Annotated in this window: 15 protein-coding genes; 13 read left to right on the top strand and 2 right to left on the bottom strand. The window is 44.7% G+C overall.

Annotated elements, in window-relative coordinates; translation table 11 throughout:
- Window positions 1-341: 341 nt before the first annotated feature.
- A complete protein-coding gene (locus ACMA1I_RS12055) occupies window positions 342-1211 on the bottom strand; it encodes a DUF2911 domain-containing protein (RefSeq protein ID WP_337068590.1) in 870 nt (289 codons plus the stop codon).
- A 562-nt stretch (window positions 1212-1773) separates the two neighbouring features.
- On the opposite strand from ACMA1I_RS12055, the gene hisG reads away from it, so the two are divergent.
- The 4 genes from hisG (at window position 1774) to hisB (ending at window position 6182) form a co-directional block, all read left to right on the top strand.
- On the top strand, window positions 1774-2625 hold the full coding sequence (gene hisG, locus ACMA1I_RS12060; protein WP_337068591.1) for an ATP phosphoribosyltransferase: 852 nt from the start codon (window positions 1774-1776) through the stop codon (window positions 2623-2625).
- Window positions 2625-3914 (top strand): histidinol dehydrogenase, encoded by a 1290-nt coding sequence (hisD, locus tag ACMA1I_RS12065; RefSeq protein ID WP_337068661.1) that lies wholly within the window; start codon window positions 2625-2627, stop codon window positions 3912-3914. Before hisG ends, hisD begins: the two co-directional genes overlap by 1 nt.
- Window positions 3907-4956 carry a histidinol-phosphate transaminase gene (hisC, locus tag ACMA1I_RS12070; protein WP_337068592.1) on the top strand — a complete coding sequence of 350 codons (1050 nt, stop codon included), beginning with the start codon at window positions 3907-3909 and terminating at the stop codon, window positions 4954-4956. The genes hisD and hisC overlap by 8 nt, the downstream gene beginning before the upstream one ends.
- Before the next feature lie 131 nt (window positions 4957-5087).
- Complete coding sequence (gene hisB, locus ACMA1I_RS12075) at window positions 5088-6182, top strand: bifunctional histidinol-phosphatase/imidazoleglycerol-phosphate dehydratase HisB (protein ID WP_337068593.1); 1095 nt, start codon at window positions 5088-5090, stop codon at window positions 6180-6182.
- A gap of 75 nt (window positions 6183-6257) precedes the next feature.
- Here hisB and ACMA1I_RS12080 read toward each other — a convergent pair whose 3' ends face one another.
- Window positions 6258-6656: a hypothetical protein gene (locus ACMA1I_RS12080; protein ID WP_337068594.1), complete on the bottom strand. Its 399-nt coding sequence runs from the start codon at window positions 6654-6656 to the stop codon at window positions 6258-6260.
- A 275-nt stretch (window positions 6657-6931) separates the two neighbouring features.
- On the opposite strand from ACMA1I_RS12080, the gene ACMA1I_RS12085 reads away from it, so the two are divergent.
- The 9 genes from ACMA1I_RS12085 (at window position 6932) to ACMA1I_RS12125 (ending at window position 16502) form a co-directional block, all read left to right on the top strand.
- Complete coding sequence (locus tag ACMA1I_RS12085; protein ID WP_337068596.1) at window positions 6932-8437, top strand: M20/M25/M40 family metallo-hydrolase; 1506 nt, start codon at window positions 6932-6934, stop codon at window positions 8435-8437.
- A gap of 359 nt (window positions 8438-8796) precedes the next feature.
- Window positions 8797-10209: an anthranilate synthase component I family protein gene (locus ACMA1I_RS12090; RefSeq protein WP_337068597.1), complete on the top strand. Its 1413-nt coding sequence runs from the start codon at window positions 8797-8799 to the stop codon at window positions 10207-10209.
- 6 nt (window positions 10210-10215) lie between these two features.
- Window positions 10216-10779 carry an aminodeoxychorismate/anthranilate synthase component II gene (locus ACMA1I_RS12095; protein ID WP_337068598.1) on the top strand — a complete coding sequence of 188 codons (564 nt, stop codon included), beginning with the start codon at window positions 10216-10218 and terminating at the stop codon, window positions 10777-10779.
- Window positions 10780-10865: 86 nt separating this feature from the next.
- Window positions 10866-11879: an anthranilate phosphoribosyltransferase gene (gene trpD, locus ACMA1I_RS12100; protein ID WP_337068599.1), complete on the top strand. Its 1014-nt coding sequence runs from the start codon at window positions 10866-10868 to the stop codon at window positions 11877-11879.
- 82 nt (window positions 11880-11961) lie between these two features.
- Window positions 11962-12780 (top strand): indole-3-glycerol phosphate synthase TrpC, encoded by an 819-nt coding sequence (gene trpC, locus ACMA1I_RS12105; protein WP_337068600.1) that lies wholly within the window; start codon window positions 11962-11964, stop codon window positions 12778-12780.
- The gene (locus tag ACMA1I_RS12110; protein WP_337068601.1) at window positions 12774-13394 is read left to right on the top strand and encodes a phosphoribosylanthranilate isomerase; all 621 of its coding nucleotides are present in this window, start codon (window positions 12774-12776) and stop codon (window positions 13392-13394) included. Before trpC ends, ACMA1I_RS12110 begins: the two co-directional genes overlap by 7 nt.
- Before the next feature lie 137 nt (window positions 13395-13531).
- On the top strand, window positions 13532-14722 hold the full coding sequence (gene trpB / locus ACMA1I_RS12115; RefSeq protein WP_337068602.1) for a tryptophan synthase subunit beta: 1191 nt from the start codon (window positions 13532-13534) through the stop codon (window positions 14720-14722).
- On the top strand, window positions 14712-15488 hold the full coding sequence (gene trpA / locus ACMA1I_RS12120; protein WP_337068603.1) for a tryptophan synthase subunit alpha: 777 nt from the start codon (window positions 14712-14714) through the stop codon (window positions 15486-15488). Before trpB ends, trpA begins: the two co-directional genes overlap by 11 nt.
- A gap of 3 nt (window positions 15489-15491) precedes the next feature.
- Complete coding sequence (locus ACMA1I_RS12125; RefSeq protein WP_337068604.1) at window positions 15492-16502, top strand: bifunctional 3-deoxy-7-phosphoheptulonate synthase/chorismate mutase; 1011 nt, start codon at window positions 15492-15494, stop codon at window positions 16500-16502.
- The last annotated feature ends 110 nt before the right edge of the window (window positions 16503-16612 follow it).

A 16612-nucleotide genomic window follows, 5' to 3' on the forward strand; every position in this document is an offset into this window, starting at 1 on the left:
AGCGTTAATTTTTGGATGAAGCGAAAATTCCGCTAATGAAAAAGGCCTTCCAGAGGTATTTTGAAGTTTTTAGATACCAGAAGCTATTAGGGAGCCCGGCTTTCTTAAGTAATCGCTTTATTCCTTCTGCTTCTGCCATACTTTTGCAATAACTGAATACGCAGCGAGGTAGGTAAGGCTATTATTCATCAGCCATTACCAATCAGCTACCCACCACTCAATTATTCTAATAAAAAGGACCTTTCGGAGCACAAAATAGGTTTTTGGCACAAAGGCTAATGGATAGAATATTCTTGTTAAGAGGAAAAGGTAGTGGTAAAAAGAATGGTAAGAACCCGTTTTTAAAACCGCCTTTTTTTCCAGATTGTATAGGCCGCCTCTATTTCTTTGGCATATACTTTATACGCTTCTGGCTCAGTATTACCTAATTGCATGGCTTTGGCGGTGAGGTTAGCAGCCTCCTGAAATTCCTGGTTTTGAGCATAAAGCCGTGCCTTCACCCAATTGTTGTAGAAGTTTTCTTTGACTGAAATGGATTTGTTAATCCACTTCAGGGCCTCTTCATGATGCTCTTTCCGGGGTATCATATATTCGGCACTTTGAGCCCATATAAACCAGTCATCAGAATTGGCTTCTTTTAATGCTTGCCTGATATTAGCAAGTGCTTTCTTTTCTACTTCTGTTTCAATCTCTAAAGTAACTTTGGAGTTCTCCCATACCATGTGCAGTTTCCCTTTGTTGACTCCAATATCAGAAAATTGAAATTGCATGGTTTCAAAGTGATCAACTTTCTGGGGTGTTACACGCAGATAGGCAACATCATTTAATTCGCTGTACCCTTCCAATCCCCAAAGAGTGGTGTCTTTGTTCAGCACAATATTCCAATCTGTCTCGTTTTCGGGTAATATAAAGAAGGAGTAGGTGCCGGCGGGGACACGCTCGTGGTTGAGGTACACATCATCGGCAAACTTAATGAGAGTTGCTTCGTTGGCACCTGCACGCCACAGCTGACCGTAAGGAACCAAATTTCCGAATATTTTACGTCCTCGCACGCTGGGAGAATGATATTGAATAGAAATTTCAGTTAAACCTATCGTTTGCTTTACAAATGCCTCCGGACTTGCCTGTGGAAGTTTTAACTGGGCAGTAGCTGGTACACTTCCTAAAACAGAAAGAAACAGAATAAATAGGCTTAAGAGGTGCTTTGTCATTTTCTAATCAATCCACTGAGTTCTCTTTCAACAAACTGAAAAAATTATGCCAGATAAATTTACTTAAGAAACTATAAAGCAAAGTTATGGAAATAAATTTTCAAAATCGTGTTCCGACAGTAGTGGTGCCTGAAGCAGAACTTATAAAAGAATAATAATCAATAAATTACATATTCTAACATATAATCTATCGGCAAATATTAACTAAAAGCCTTTAAACTAGCGGTTAGTGAGGCACAAACAAACCCTGGTAATTATTGCCAAAACATTATGGCATGATTACCTTTATGTTGAAAAATGCAATAGAAGAATAAAATTATTTTCATTTCTCAAATTTCCTGTTACTTTTGCAGCGCATATGAGCAACACCACTACCTATATAGCCCTTATACATGCCGCAGCGCCTGCTGCTTGTGGTTCCGTTGCGTTTCATCATCACTTCCATCATTCCTCGTAAGAGGAATAAAGTCAATATATCGCCCCTTCAGGCTTTTAAGCCGTTATTCTACTTTGCAGAAAGCAAGGTGGTTTTTATTTTTGTACTTAAAATTCTCTCAAAAAAATGCTTCGAATAGCTATCCAAAAGTCTGGCAGGCTTAGCGACGATTCGCTCAACCTGATCCGTGAATGTGGAATCTCTTTTATCAGCAGCTCTTTAAAACTGAAAACCGAGTCTACTAACTTTCCATTAGAAATACTTTTTCTCCGCGACGACGATATTCCGGGCTACGTAGCCGATGGAGTAGCCGACATAGGCATTGTAGGCGAGAACGTATTAGTAGAGGAAGGTAAAGAGGAACTTACTGTAGAGAAACTCGGCTTCTCCAAATGCCGCTTATCGCTAGCAGTTCCAAAAGCTGATGAATATAGCTCCATTGCCGACCTGGAAGGAAAAAACATCGCCACCTCTTATCCGAACCTGCTGCAGACATACCTCGACAAGCATGGAGTTAAGGCACAGATTCACACCATTAGCGGCTCTGTAGAGATAGCACCAAGCATTGGTTTGGCAGAGGCCATTTGCGATATTGTAAGTTCAGGCAGTACGCTTATCAGCAATGGCTTACGCGAAGTAGAACGCGTGTTTAGCTCTCAGGCTGTGCTGATTGCCAACAGTAACTTAAACGAAGAGAAGAAGCAGATACTAGAGAAGTTGCTGTTTAGAGTACACGCCGTACAGCGGGCGCAAAGAGCCAAGTATATAGTACTTAACGTGCCAAACGACCAGGTGGAGTCGGTAAGCCAATTGCTGCCTGGCATTAAGGCCCCTACCGTAATGCCACTGGCCGAAGAGGGTTGGAGTTCTCTACACTCGGTGGTGAACGAAGATGATTTCTGGGAAATTATAGAGAAGTTAAAAGAAGCAGGAGCGCAGGGAATACTGGTGGTGCCGATCGAAAAAATGATTGTATGATGCGAAAGATTTTAAACCCGGCACAGAATGCATGGGCTGATCTTACTACAAGACCAACCAAAAACCTGGAAGAACTGGAGCCCGGCATTAAAGAGACATTTAACCTCGTACAGGAAAAAGGTGATGCTGCTTTACGGGAGCTAGCGGAGAAATTCGATAAGGTAACTATAGAAAACCTTCTGGTCTCAGCCGAAGAAATAAAAGCATCAGATTCAAAAGTTTCTATTGAATTAAAAGAAGCTATCTTACAAGCCTACAGCAACATACAACTCTTCCATACGGCACAGGCAGAGCCAGTTAAGCAAACAGAAACAATGCCAGGTGTTACCTGCTGGAGGAAAAGTGTTGCTATCGAAAAAGTAGGGCTTTATATACCGGGAGGCACCGCCCCTTTGTTCTCTACCTTGCTGATGCTAGGGGTACCAGCACGCATAGCGGGTTGTCGCGAAATAGTGCTTTGCACACCTCCTTCAGCTGATGGCTCTATACACCCGGCCATACTTTATGTGGCCAATGTTTTGGGCATTACTAAAGTGGTAAAGGCCGGAGGCGCTCAGGCGATTGCCGCCATGGCATTCGGAACAGAAAGTGTACCCGCCGTGGATAAAATTTTTGGCCCGGGTAACCAATACGTAACCGTGGCCAAGCAACTGGTAAACAAATACGGTGTAGCAATAGATTTACCAGCCGGACCATCCGAAGTTTTAGTTATTGCCGATGAATCCGCCAACCCTGCTTTTGTGGCCGCTGACCTATTGTCGCAGGCTGAACACGGTGGTGATTCGCAAGTTGTACTGCTTACAACATCGGCTGCTTTGCTCGATCAGGTAGAGGTGGAGCTGAAAGCACAACTCGATATTTTACCACGCAAGGGGTTTGCTGACAAAGCATTATCTAATAGCATAGGCATTGTGCTTCACTCAGTAGATGATATGCTGGCTTTTTCAAATCTTTACGCGCCAGAGCACCTGATCCTCTCTATTAGAAATTTTGATGAGGTTTTGGATCTGATAACAAACGCAGGTTCTGTTTTCCTGGGCAACTACAGCCCCGAATCTGCCGGTGATTATGCCTCCGGCACTAACCATACCTTACCTACAAACGGTTATGCCCGTGCCTATAGTGGCGTTTCCTTAGATAGTTTCGTCAAAAAGATCACTTTTCAATACATTACGCCTGCCGGTTTGCAAAATATAGGATCAACCATAGAAGTAATGGCAGAAGCAGAAGGCTTGCAGGCACACAAAAATGCAGTAAGTATAAGATTAAAGGAGATAAACCATGTTTAACCTGGAGTCGCTTGTTCGGCCAAATGTGCTGAAGATGAAAGCTTATTCTTCGGCTCGCGATGAATTTAAAGGAGCTGCCAGTATATTTATTGATGCTAATGAGAACAATATTGGCAGTCTGGCTGGGAATAATTATAACCGCTACCCTGATCCGCACCAAAAGAAGCTGAAGCAGAAAATTGCCCAGCTAAAGGAGGTAAGGCCAAGCCAGATCTTCTTAGGCAACGGCAGCGACGAGGCCATAGACTTGCTGTTCCGCATGCTGTGTACGCCTGGTCAGGATGTTATGCTGCATCTTCCGCCTACTTATGGCATGTATGAAGTATCAGCAAACCTGAACGACGTGCAATTAGACGCCGTGCAACTTACCGCTGATTTTCAGGTGCCTGTAGAAGAGGTGCTGGCACAGGTAAAACCCAACACCAAGCTGATCTTTATCTGCTCACCCAATAATCCCACTGCTAACCTTATAAACCCGGAGAGCATCGAAGCCATATTAAAAGGTTTTAGCGGAGTAGTGGTAGTAGATGAGGCCTATATTGATTTTTGTGACAGCCCTAGCTGGACAGCCCGTTTAGATGAATTCCCGAACCTGCTGGTGCTGCAGACTTTCTCCAAAGCATGGGGCATGGCTGGTCTGCGCCTCGGCTTGGCTTTTGCCTCTGAACAACTGATTCAGCTGCTCGACAAAATTAAACCGCCATATAACATAAACGAGGCGACGCAGGAGCTGGCACTGGCGGCGCTTGAAAAATCAGAAGACCTCCGTTACATGATTGAGGAAATTGTGCAGGAACGGGAGCTTTTGCAACACGCGCTGCCTCGTCTGGAGGCTGTCTTACATGTTTATCCATCTGACGCTAATTTTCTATTGGTTAAAGTAACAGATGCCAATGGCCTGTATAACTATTTGGTAGAAAATGGCATAGTGGTACGAAACAGGTCTAGTTTGCCAGGTTGTGAAGGTTGCCTTCGTATATCGGTTGGCACTTTGGAAGAAAACCAGAAGCTGCTGGAAACAATTGCTTCTTTTAGATTATAGTGGTTAGATTATACATTTAGAAATTAATTCAGCGCGCGGGTAATAGATAAATGATGTAAATAGGATCTTGGGTTTTTTCCAATAGATCGAAAGTCAACATCACAAAATCATTAACTAGCATCTCCTAAAAAATGAAAAAAGCACTTTTTATAGATCGTGACGGCACCATATTGGTTGAGCCTAAAACGGACTTTCAGGTAGATTCTTTTGAGAAATTTGCCTTTATTCCTAAAGTTATCTCTAACCTGGTAAAGTTGTATCAGGAGCTGGATTATGAATTTGTGATGGTGACTAACCAGGACGGCCTGGGTACTGATTCTTATCCGGAGGAAACCTTCTGGCCCTACCAAAATAAAATGATGGAGATCCTGGAGAGTGAAGGGATTCTTTTTTCGGAGGTGCTGATAGACCGAAGCTTTGAGCACGAAGGGCTTGATACACGGAAGCCAGGTGTTGGAATGATGAAGCATTACCTGAAAGGTGAGTACGACCTTGCCAACTCATTTGTGATAGGAGACAGACTAACAGACATCACATTAGCCAAAAACCTGGGAGCCAAATCCATTTTTATTGGAGAAGAACCCGCTGGAGAAGCAGACTTCAGCACCAACAACTGGGATGATATTTACCTTTACCTAAAATTACCGGAGCGTAGGGCTAGCATTCGCCGGCAAACTTCCGAAACAGATATTTCTATAGATCTGAACCTGGATGGAACCGGTAAAATGGACATCCACACTGGCCTTGGGTTTTTCGACCACATGTTGGAGCAATTGGCCAAACACGGCAAAGTGGATTTGGCGGTAAAAGTAAACGGAGATTTACACATAGACGAACACCATACCATAGAAGACACAGGGTTAGCCCTGGGTGAGGCCTTTCTGCAGGCGCTTGGCGAGAAAAAAGGCATCAATCGGTATGGCTTTCTGCTCCCTATGGACGATGTGCTGGCTCAGGTTGCCATCGACTTTAGTGGCCGCCCCTGGATTATGTGGGATGCGGACTTTAAGCGTGAAATGGTAGGAGACATGCCAACTGAAATGTTTTTCCATTTTTTCAAATCGTTTAGCGATACCTCCAAGTCTAACCTGAATATTAAAGCCGAAGGCCAAAATGAGCACCATAAAATAGAAGCAATTTACAAAGCATTTGCCAAAGCCATTAAAATGGCGGTGCAGCGTAACCCTACAGACAATTCTATTCCCAGCACGAAAGGCTCACTATAAAGCCTATTACTTCTGAAACAAAAGAGGCTGCTCCAATTTGTGGAGCAGCCTCTTTTGTTCTAACTTAATAGAGGATTACACGGAGCGCAACCAGTCGCAGGCCGCATCCAGGCTATCAAAAGTTTGAATGTACTTTAAATCTTCAGTGTTTTTAAGTGCTTTATCTGTGGAGAGCCTGCTAAAGGTGCTGGCAGAATACACCCAGGCAAAATAGAGAAGTCCGGCATTTTTCATACGTGGAAACCAATCCTGGCCAACCCATTTAGATGCAGTAGACCAAATCCCTTCTACGTTGGTATTGTCATTCAAAACTTTAGAGCAGCCACGCTCTTTCATGAAAAATAATATTTTTTCACATCCGGCCGTAACGGTTTCATAATTGACAAATCCACGCCAGTTGACATAAATCCAGTCATCAATCTCGTTATATTCTATGGCAATATATGGTTCTCTAAATAATAATTCGTTTCTCATCAGCTTTTACAGAGCTTTCATTAAATACGATGGAGGTAAAAGTAATAACCATAACGCTAAAAAAACAGAAAAAACAATAATTTTAGTCATTGGAACTTAAATAATTCAATTTTGTTAAAACAGGCTACTGCAAAATAAGACTATGGACATGGGTTTCAACTAAATCCCTGATACTAACGCAAGGTTTTGGATTTTTTAAAGACCTTTATTTTCTAATTTTTGCTTTCCTATCTTCTGATTTCACTTTAGCCAATTTTTTGTTATATTCATTCCCAATGAAAAAACAAGTTTTTCCACACCCAATTCTTTTCATGCTGCTGTGCTTTCTTTTGCCTTTACAAAGTAAAAGTATTGGCTTGCGTGCTGGCACCATATCTGACTCTTCTGTAGTAAGAGCTGCACCTAAATACCCGCAGGCAGTCGAAAAGTTGTCGGGAGCAATACAATTTAAAACAGTTTCCGATACTGATGATCCCTTAGCATTTGCTGATGAGTTTATAGCTCTGCACAAATACTTCGAAACGGTTTTTACAGAACTTCATGAGCGGCTCGTAAAAGAAGTAGTAAACCAATACAGCCTGCTCTATACCTGGAAAGGAACAAACCCTGCTCTGAAACCGATATTGCTTAGCGCTCACCTGGATGTAGTACCGGTGGAGGAAATAACGGAAGGCGAGTGGGAGCAGGAAGCTTATTCTGGTAAAGTAGCGGATGGCTATATCTGGGGCCGCGGCACATTAGATGATAAATATAGGGTTGTGGCTATTATGGAGGCAGTAGAACAACTCTTGCTTAATGGTTTTATGCCAGAGCGGACTATCTTGCTGGCTTTTGGGCACGATGAAGAAATTGGCGGAACAGAAGGAGCGGGTGGTATGAGCGCCATTTTGAAAGAGCGCTATGGCGAATTGGAAGCTGTTTTTGATGAAGGTCTAGCCGTTACAAAGGGAATGTTTCCGGGTATAAGTGATCCGATCGCATTTATTGGCACAGCCTCTAAAGGTGGTCTTAACCTTAAGCTGACAGTAAATGGCGATGGCGGACACTCTTCTATACCTCCAGCTGAAACACCTGTTTCTATTTTAAGCCAAGCAGTGGTTAATATTAATAACAAACCCTTTAAAGCTCGCATTACACCTACTACAAAAGAAACACTCAGTATACTTGCTAACCAGTTAGGTGGTAAAACCAAGTTCGCCATGAGGCACTACGGTGTATTTAAAGGAAAAATAAAAAAAGAGCTGGCCAAGAATATGGCAACGGACGCCCTCATCCGGACCAAAGCTTCTACAACTGTAATTCAGGCAGGAGAGAAGGATAATGTGCTGCCAAGAGTAGCCACGGCCATTGTGAATGTTCGCCTACTTACCGGAGATACAGAAGAAAGTGTGCGGGCGCATATTGTAGAGGCCATAAACGACAAGCGGGTGCAGGTAAGCACTTATGGCAGTTTTTCGGCACCATCGCCTGTTGCCAGCACCAATGGATGGATTTATGAGGCTCTTTCTCAAACCATTACCGCTTTGTTTCCGGATGCCTTAATTGTGCCGGCACTTTTCCCTGGAGGAACAGACGCTCAGCATTATGCCAACCTCACCAAGAATATTTACCGGTTTGCTCCCCAGGTGGTTACCGCAGATGATGCCACCCGAGTGCATAACGTAAACGAAAGGTTGTCTTTGTCGGTGTTTGATGATTGCATAGGTTTTTACTCGCACCTGATCCAGTTAATCGGAGACCAGGAGGAGTACCTGGTGCAGAACAAAGAAATCAGGTTTTAACCCTTAAGCAAAATTTAACTCAAGTGCCTATGGAAGACCATTTTCATTAGAATAATTTGATTTTTAACTGTCGGCTGTTGAAGGATAGTTAAGGCAGATATCTATTTTTTTGTAAAATTATTTTTTAGAAAAGTTTTGCAAGTATAGTCGTATACTTATACATTTGCTTTCAGTAAGGATATCCTTAACAAGAAATCATGGTAAATCAGAATCTTCATACAGCATGGTGGTGGCACGTGGACATAAACTTCGTGAACAGCCTTGCTATGGATCATAACTCATAAGATTTAGCACAACCCAAAGGTTTATAGGCCTGCTGTTCACACGAATAGCAGGCCTTTTCTTTTCCAAATAAGCACATGAAAAAATTCAAGATTTTTACTAAACACAAGCGTCTATTAGCTGATACTCTCACGCCCGTAAGCGTGTACCTGAAGCTGAGAGACCAGTACCCCAATAGCATTTTGTTGGAAAGCTCTGATTATCATGGTGCCGAGAACAGCTTCTCTTATATTTGCTGCGGCCCTATGGCCAGTATCAAAGTAGAGCATGAGGTGATAACTGAAAAATTTCCGGATGGTTCGGAGCGCCAGACGCAAATAACGCCGAAAGTAAATGTGCCAGCTCAGCTAGCTGCCTTTTCGCACCTCTTTGAAGTGGAAGAACAGGTAGGCTTCAGCTTTATTCATAACGGCTTGTTTGGCTACATGAGCTACGATGCGGTCCGTTATTATGAGGATCTGGAGATAAAGCAACGCCCGGACCGCCTGCAGATTCCAGAGCTCTATTATGCAGCTTACCGCTACATCATCGCCATCAACCATTTTACGAACGAGGCTTTTATATTTTCACATAATTATAACCCTGATGAAGAAGACGGTATAGCCCAGTTGGAGGCTCTGTTGAATAGCCTGAACATACCAAGTTTTACTTTCCGCACAGCTGGCGAAGAAGAACACAATATTAGCAGAGAAGGTTTTTTGGCGAACGTGGCAAAGGCAAAGCAGCACTGCTTCAGAGGCGACGTTTTCCAGCTGGTGCTTTCCAGGCGCTTTGCCCAGGCTTTCAAAGGCGATGAGTTCAATGTATACCGCGCCCTGCGCTCTGTAAACCCTTCTCCTTATTTATTTTATTTCGATTACGGCAGTTTTAAAATATTTGGTTCGTCGCCAGAGGCTCAGCTGGTGATTAAAGACCGGAAGGCCAGTATTTTCCCGATTGCCGGTACTTTCCGCAGAACCGGCGACGATGCTGCTGATGCAGCCTTGGCCGAGAAGCTTCTGGCAGACCCTAAAGAGAATTCAGAGCACGTCATGCTTGTAGATCTGGCTCGCAACGACCTAAGCAGAAACGGGTCTGAAGTGCAGGTAGAGACCTTCCGCGAAGTTCAATACTATTCCCATGTGATTCACCTGGTTTCAAAAGTTTCTGGCAAGCTGCACCCACACACCGATTCGCTGCAAATGGTGGCCAGTACGTTTCCTGCCGGCACACTTTCTGGTGCTCCCAAGCACATGGCCATGCAACTGATAGACCGTTACGAAACAACTAATCGCGCCTTTTATGGCGGCTGCATTGGCTTCCTTGATTTCAATGGCAATTTCAACAGCGCCATTATGATCAGGTCTTTTCTGAGCCAGAACTACAAATTATATTATCAGGCTGGTGCAGGTATCGTGGCGGCCTCATCGCCAGAAAATGAGCTGCAAGAGGTAGATAATAAACTAATGGCCCTGCGAAAAGCGTTACAAATTGCCCAGGAGATTAATTAACCGCATATGAAAGTTCTTGTAATAGATAATTACGACTCGTTTACCTATAATTTGGTGCACATCCTGCAGGAGCTGGGAGCAGAGGTAACCGTTCACCGAAACGACAAAATTTCGCTGGAAGAAGTTGGCACCTACGACAAAATTATGCTGTCGCCCGGGCCTGGCATTCCAGACGAAGCAGGCATTTTGAAAGACGTTATCCGCACTTATGGCGCCACAAAAAGCCTTTTTGGTGTATGCCTGGGGCATCAGGCAATAGGTGAGGTATATGGAGGTAAGCTGTTTAACAGCAATGAGGTATGGCACGGCGTTTCTACGCAGGTCATGGTTTCGTGCAAAGAAGAACCCCTGTTCCAAAGCCTCCCTGCCTCGTTTAACACCGGCAGGTATCATTCCTGGTTAGTAGAAGCCCAACTGCCTGATTGCCTCGAAGCCACTGCCGTAGACGAAACCGGCAATATTATGGCGCTGCGTCACCGGGAGTATGATGTACGGGGAGTGCAGTTTCACCCGGAGTCAGTACTTACTGAGCACGGCAAAGAAATTATCAGGAACTGGTTAGAAAATTAGATGCTAGATTTTAGCCACAAGATGTTAGAATTTAGATGTTTATCTTTCTTAAAGGAAGAAGTCTAGCATCTACAATCTCAAAAAATATGAAAGAAATACTTAATCATCTATTCGAGCACAAAACACTGACGAAAGAGCAGGCGCGGGAGGTGCTTGTGAATATAACGGCTGGCATGTATAACCAGAATCAGATTTCCAGCTTCCTGACGGTTTATATGATGCGCAGTATTACTGTAGAAGAATTGGAGGGTTTCCGGGATGCTTTGCTGGAGTTGTGCAATCGCGTTAACCTTGACGCTTATAACCCAATAGACCTTTGTGGTACAGGAGGCGATGGCAAAGACACCTTCAATATATCTACTATTTCCTCTTTTGTGGTAGCTGCCAATGGGGTGGCCGTGGCAAAACATGGAAATTATGGGGTGTCTTCTGCTTGCGGGTCTTCTAACGTGCTGGAGGCACTGGGAATAAAATTCACCACCGACCACGGCGAATTAGAGCGTAGCATCGAAAAACATAACATATGCTTTTTGCACGCACCGTTGTTTCACCCGGCCATGAAAAGCGTCGGCTCCATTCGCAAAGAACTGGGTGTAAAGACATTTTTTAACATGCTGGGACCTATGGTCAACCCTGCATTCCCGAAACGGCAGATGGTAGGCGTGTTCAGCCTGGAGCTGGCCCGCATGTATGGCTACCTGTACCAACAAACAGATGTACAGTATAGCATTGTTCATACCCTCGATGGTTACGACGAAGTTTCCCTGACTAGCCCTTTTAAACTGATATCTGATAAAAGCGAACTGCTGCTCGATGCCGATGCTTTAGGTCTGCCAACCCTGCAGCACAACCAGATTATGGGAGGGAACGATGTAGCCGGATCTGCGGAAATTTTCCTGAAGGTAATCAAAGGAGAAGGAACAGCAGCTCAAAATGCCGTGGTGGCTGCCAATGCAGGTGTTGCCTTACAGTGCGCAAAACCCGAGCTCAGCTTTAAAGACGCAGCCGGAATAGCAAAAGAAACACTTGAATCCGGATCTGCTTATGCTCTGTTTAAAAATCTGGTAAAAGATAATTCAGAAGTAGTAAGTGTTAGATAGTAAGGTCTTAGATTTTATTTAAGCCCAAAGTCAACTAAAAGAATCTAACCTCGAAAGTCTATCATCTAAAATCTATTAAGGAATGAACGTTCTTGAAGAAATTATCAATTTTAAATACCAGGAGGTAGCTGAGAGAAAAGAGCTATTTCCTGTGAAGTTGCTCGAGAAGAGCCTCTATTTCGAAACGCCTTGTATTTCTCTGGACCATTACCTGCTACGCCCCGATAAAAGTGGCATCATTGCAGAGTTTAAACGCCGCTCACCCTCAAAAGGAGATATTAACCCGTACGCACAGGTTGAACGCACTTCCATTGGATATATGCAGGCAGGCGCTTCCGCGCTTTCTGTCTTAACCGATACACCTTATTTTGGAGGCAAGAACGAGGACCTGATGACAGCCCGTAAGTTTAATTACTGCCCCATTTTGCGCAAAGATTTCACGGTAGATGAATACCAGATAATTGAAGCCAAATCAATTGGTGCGGACGCTATATTACTTATTGCAGCTGCTTTGGAGCCAGCCAGACTGAAGAGCCTCGCAGCTTTTGCACGCTCTCTTGGCCTTGAAGTATTACTCGAAGTGCGGGATAAAGAAGAGTTGGACGCTTCTTTAAATGAAAATGTGACGGTAGTGGGAGTAAACAACCGGAATCTCAAAGACTTTAAAACAGATGTAGCGGCTTCCTACGACATAGCGCCGCACATACCGACCGGTATTACCAAGATATCGGAGAGTGGCATCAGCAATCCAAAAACCTTGATCGAGCTGAAAGCGGCTGGCTTTAATGGCTTCCTGATCGGCGAAACGTTTATGACCAACAGCAGACCAGAACAGGCAGCCGCTGCATTTATTCGTGAGTACAGATCGCTGCTGGAGCAAAAGCCTGTTGCCTTATGCTAATTAAAGTTTGTGGCATGCGCGAGCCGGAGAACGTGCAGCAGGTAGCTGCGCTCGCTCCCGATTTCCTGGGGTTTATATTTTACCAAGGCTCTAAACGTTTTGCCGGAGCTGCCGCCGATCTGCATTTTGTACAGGAGTTGCCTGCCACTACTAAAAAAGTGGGGGTATTTGTAAATGAGCAGACTAATACCATAAAATCACTGATAACGGAACTGCAGCTAAACCTGGTGCAACTCCATGGGAATGAAACACCTGCACAATGCGCTGAGCTACAACAAGCAGGAGTAGAGGTAGTAAAAGCATTTTCGGTAGACGAAAACTCTAAGTTCGAAGTGCTCGACCTATATGAGAAAAGCTGCGACTATTTCCTTTTCGACACCAAAGGCACGCAGTATGGTGGCAATGGTATAACGTTCGATTGGCGCATGCTGGAGCACTACCACCTCAACAAGCCCTACTTTTTAAGCGGTGGTTTAAATCTTGAAAATATTAGCCACATAAAAGACATAAGTAAAAAACCCTTTGCGCTGGATGTAAACAGTGGCTTCGAACTGCAACCAGGATTAAAAGATGTAGAGAAGCTCAGGCAATTATTTAAGGAATTTAAAAATTAGAAATTAACTGCTAGAAAGCCCAATCAGGAGTATGAAGTGATGCAAAGGGAATAGCTCCTGATGTAGTTGCCATGGTTAGCGAAACGAAGCAAGGCCAGCACCTGAAAATTAATATCTAATTAATGAGGAAAGACCATATGAAATATTCAATAGACGAAAACGGTTTTTACGGCAAATTTGGAGGTGCTTACGTGCCCGAGATGCTATACCCAAATGTGGAGGAACTGCGCCAGAATTATCTTAAGATAATCTACGAACCAGCGTTTCAGGAAGAACTGCAAAGCTTGCTCAAAGATTACGTGGGCCGGCCCACGCCCTTATACTTTGCCAAACGTCTTTCTGAGAAATACAACACCCGCATTTACCTGAAGCGCGAGGATCTGAACCATACAGGTGCCCATAAAATTAACAATACCATGGGGCAAATCCTGCTGGCTAAGCGCCTGGGTAAGAAAAGAATTATCGCTGAGACAGGAGCCGGGCAGCATGGAGTGGCTACAGCTACAGTTTGTGCCCTTATGGGTATGCAGTGTATAGTATATATGGGTGAAGTAGACATTGAGCGTCAGGCTCCTAATGTAGCCCGTATGAAGATGTTAGGTGCCACAGTAGTGTCAGCTGTAAGTGGTAGCCGCACCTTGAAAGACGCAACAAACGAGGCTATCCGCGACTGGATTAACAACCCTGAGGACACTTATTATATTATAGGTTCTGTGGTTGGCCCGCACCCTTACCCCGACATGGTAGCGCGTTTTCAGGCTGTTATTTCGGAGGAGATGATGGCGCAGCTGCAAGAGAAAGAAGGCCGCGACTACCCGGATTATGTAGTTGCCTGTGTGGGTGGTGGCAGCAATGCAGCCGGCGCCTTCTACCACTACCTCGACAGAGAAGAAGTTAAACTGGTGGCCGTAGAGGCAGCTGGTATGGGAGTAGATTCAGGCGAATCGGCAGCCACTTCTGTATTAGGCAAAGAAGGCGTAATCCACGGAAGCCGCACGCTGCTCATGCAGACCGAAGACGGGCAAGTGGTAGAGCCATATTCTATTTCTGCCGGACTCGATTACCCAGGAGTAGGTCCGCTGCACGCCCACCTGCACCAGTCCGGTCGCGCCATCTTTAAAAGCATCACAGACGAGGAGGCACTACAGGCAGTGCTTGAGCTAACGCAGCTCGAGGGCATTATTCCGGCCCTGGAAAGTGCTCATGCCCTGGCTGCACTGGACCGCATTAACGCCAAGCCCGACGAAGTTGTGGTACTAAACCTTTCTGGTCGTGGCGATAAAGATTTAGCAACTTATTTAAAAAGATTTCACTTCGATGGAGAATAGAATAAAGAAGCTATTCGCAGAAAAGCAGCAGGGGCTGCTCTCCGTTTACTTTACTGCCGGTTACCCCAACCTGAATGATACTGTTTCCATAATTCTGGAACTGGAGAAAAACGGTGTCGACTTAATAGAAGTAGGCATGCCCTTTTCTGACCCGCTAGCCGATGGCCCCACCATTCAGCAGAGCAGCGAGATTGCCCTTAAAAATGGCATGACTATTCCAAAGCTGTTTGAGCAACTACAGGACATACGCCAGCACACCCAGATTCCGCTGGTGCTCATGGGTTACCTGAATCCTGTTATGCAATATGGAGTGGAAAGATTTTGCCAGAAGGCAAAGGAAGTAGGCATAGACGGTGTTATTCTGCCAGACCTGCCGCTTTCGGATTATGTACGGGAGTATAAGGAAATTTTTGAGGAAAACGGGCTAAGTAAAATATTCCTGGTAACGCCACAGACTCCGGAGCATCGCATAAGAGAAATAGACAGCCACACCAACGGTTTTGTATACATGGTTTCTTCGGCCTCAACTACAGGTAACACCACAGGTAAAGCAGTAGCCAACACCGATTATTTTCAGCGTGTGTCTACCATGGGGCTTCGCAACCCGGGCATGATCGGCTTCGGCATTCATAACTTCGAGACATTCTCGAGCGCCTGTAACCACGCCAGAGGCGCTATTATAGGTAGTGCCTTTATCAAGGCGCTGGGTCAGGAAGGAGAACTGAAGCAAAAAATCAGCTCATTTGTTCAAAGCATCAGAAATTAAACCATGATCATTCAATTACAGCAAGGGCTGCCAGACCACCTGAAAGAAGCTATTCTGAAGCAGGTAAAAGCGATTGGTTACAAAGCCAATGAAGTAAAAACACAGGAAGGAGATTATCTGGTTGCTATCGGCAAAAAGGACTTCGATATCCGTACGATCGGCCAATTGCCAGGAGTAGCAGATATTCACCGCGTTTCGGATGAGTATAAACTCATCTCGCGCAAATGGCGCGTCTCTGCTACGCAAATAGACTTAGGTGATGGTGTTGTAATAGGAGAGGGGCAGTTTAGTATTATGGCTGGCCCTTGCTCTATCGAGAGTGAGCGACAGATTGAACTTGTGGTTGAGCACCTGAAAGCTAACAACGTGAAAATCATGCGTGGCGGCGTTTTTAAACCACGAAGTTCACCTTATGCATTCAGGGGCATGGGCCTGGAAGGTCTGCGCATGTTCCACCAGATCTGCAGCGAGAACGGCATCAAAATTATAACAGAAGTCATGCAGGTTTCGCAAATTCAAGAAATGGCCGATTATGTAGATGTGTTTCAGGTGGGAGCACGCAACAGCCAGAACTTTAACCTGCTCGATGCCTTAGGCGAGGCGCAGAAACCAGTGCTGCTAAAAAGAGGGATCTCCGGCACTTTAGAAGAGCTGCTTCAGGCGGCAGAATACATTTTCTCTAACGGCAACGAAAAGATTATGCTCTGTGAGCGCGGCATCCGCTCTTATGAAAATGCCTACCGCAATGTATTAGACCTAAATGCTGTTCCGGTGTTAAAGGCAAAAACGCACCTGCCGGTAATTGTAGACCCATCGCATGGTATTGGGTTGCGCGATTTTGTAGATGACATGTCGCTGGCTGCCGTAATGGCGGGAGCCGATGGCGTAATTTATGAAACACACCAGAAACCCGAAGAAGCCTTTTCTGATGGGCAACAAACTTTAAATTTCCAGGAGTCTGAACGCCTGATCAGTAAAATGCGCCAGGCTTACGCATTAAGAGCCAGCTTTTAATTTCTTAATTGGCCAACTAAAGTCTATTACTAAAAAGGCTGCCTTTGTAGCTACTTTGTTTAAATATGGCTCCGGAAGAGCATTTTCATTAGAATAATTGCAACTGGCTA

It is taken from the genome of Pontibacter sp. 13R65 (genome assembly GCF_047525655.1).
Lineage (GTDB): Bacteria > Bacteroidota > Bacteroidia > Cytophagales > Hymenobacteraceae > Pontibacter.

Coding starts and splice junctions, on each gene's coding strand:
- trpB (WP_337068602.1), top strand. CDS start 13,532: ATGAAATATTCAATAGACGAAAACGGTTTTTACGGCAAATTTGGAGGT.
- hisD (WP_337068661.1), top strand. CDS start 2,625: ATGCGAAAGATTTTAAACCCGGCACAGAATGCATGGGCTGATCTTACT.
- hisC (WP_337068592.1), top strand. CDS start 3,907: ATGTTTAACCTGGAGTCGCTTGTTCGGCCAAATGTGCTGAAGATGAAA.
- ACMA1I_RS12080 (WP_337068594.1), bottom strand. CDS start 6,656: ATGAGAAACGAATTATTATTTAGAGAACCATATATTGCCATAGAATAT.
- ACMA1I_RS12055 (WP_337068590.1), bottom strand. CDS start 1,211: ATGACAAAGCACCTCTTAAGCCTATTTATTCTGTTTCTTTCTGTTTTA.
- ACMA1I_RS12090 (WP_337068597.1), top strand. CDS start 8,797: ATGAAAAAATTCAAGATTTTTACTAAACACAAGCGTCTATTAGCTGAT.
- hisB (WP_337068593.1), top strand. CDS start 5,088: ATGAAAAAAGCACTTTTTATAGATCGTGACGGCACCATATTGGTTGAG.
- trpD (WP_337068599.1), top strand. CDS start 10,866: ATGAAAGAAATACTTAATCATCTATTCGAGCACAAAACACTGACGAAA.
- hisG (WP_337068591.1), top strand. CDS start 1,774: ATGCTTCGAATAGCTATCCAAAAGTCTGGCAGGCTTAGCGACGATTCG.
- trpA (WP_337068603.1), top strand. CDS start 14,712: ATGGAGAATAGAATAAAGAAGCTATTCGCAGAAAAGCAGCAGGGGCTG.
- ACMA1I_RS12085 (WP_337068596.1), top strand. CDS start 6,932: ATGAAAAAACAAGTTTTTCCACACCCAATTCTTTTCATGCTGCTGTGC.
- trpC (WP_337068600.1), top strand. CDS start 11,962: ATGAACGTTCTTGAAGAAATTATCAATTTTAAATACCAGGAGGTAGCT.
- ACMA1I_RS12110 (WP_337068601.1), top strand. CDS start 12,774: ATGCTAATTAAAGTTTGTGGCATGCGCGAGCCGGAGAACGTGCAGCAG.
- ACMA1I_RS12125 (WP_337068604.1), top strand. CDS start 15,492: ATGATCATTCAATTACAGCAAGGGCTGCCAGACCACCTGAAAGAAGCT.
- ACMA1I_RS12095 (WP_337068598.1), top strand. CDS start 10,216: ATGAAAGTTCTTGTAATAGATAATTACGACTCGTTTACCTATAATTTG.